1 protein-coding gene is annotated in these 589 nt (G+C 63.7%); it reads left to right on the top strand.

Going from position 1 to position 589, the window contains the following annotated elements; genetic code table 11:
- Positions 1–589 (top strand): autoinducer binding domain-containing protein (locus tag F2P46_RS36145; RefSeq protein WP_166899323.1); only part of this gene is annotated, 589 nt, incomplete at both ends.

Here is a 589-nt window from a genome sequence, read left to right as displayed (position 1 = left end):
CTGGCCTGCCTCCCGCCAGCGGACCAGTTCGCGCAGATCGCCAAGCTTGCCAGGCAGAAGTTCTCCTTCGACCAGACCCTCGCCTACGCCCGCTGCAAGGAAGATGTCAACATCTACGTGCTTGAAGAAAATCACCGGCCGGCCTGGCGCCAGGTGTATGCAACGGAAGAACTAGCGATGCGCGATCCACGCCTGCACATGCAGCGCGGCGCCCATACCTGGCACGCCGCGCAATGGCACGCCGAAGATCCGGCGTTCTGGACCGCAGCTATCGAACAAGGCATCGAGCACGGTTGGCTGATGACGTCCGACGACGGCCTGGCCACGCTGGTCCTGTCACGCAAGGGTGAAGCTGTCACGGAAAGGGAGCTGCGCTTGATCGAGCCCAGTCTGGTTGAAATCGCCCGGTTCGCGCACAGCATGATGCGGCACCAGCTGCGGGCGCCCGCCGCCGCCCAAGCCGCCGCGGGCGCGGTCCTGTCGGATATCGAGAGGACGATTCTGCTTCACATGCACGATGGCCTGCAGCGCAAGGAGATCGCCGACCGCATGAGGATGAGCCTGTCTGCATTGGACCGGCATATCAAGT

The sequence above is a fragment of the Massilia sp. CCM 8734 genome (genome assembly GCF_011682155.1).
Taxonomy (GTDB): Bacteria; Pseudomonadota; Gammaproteobacteria; order Burkholderiales; family Burkholderiaceae_D; genus Telluria_A; species Telluria_A rubra.
Note: the sequence above shows the minus strand (reverse complement) of the source record. Positions and strands in the feature narration are given on the sequence as shown.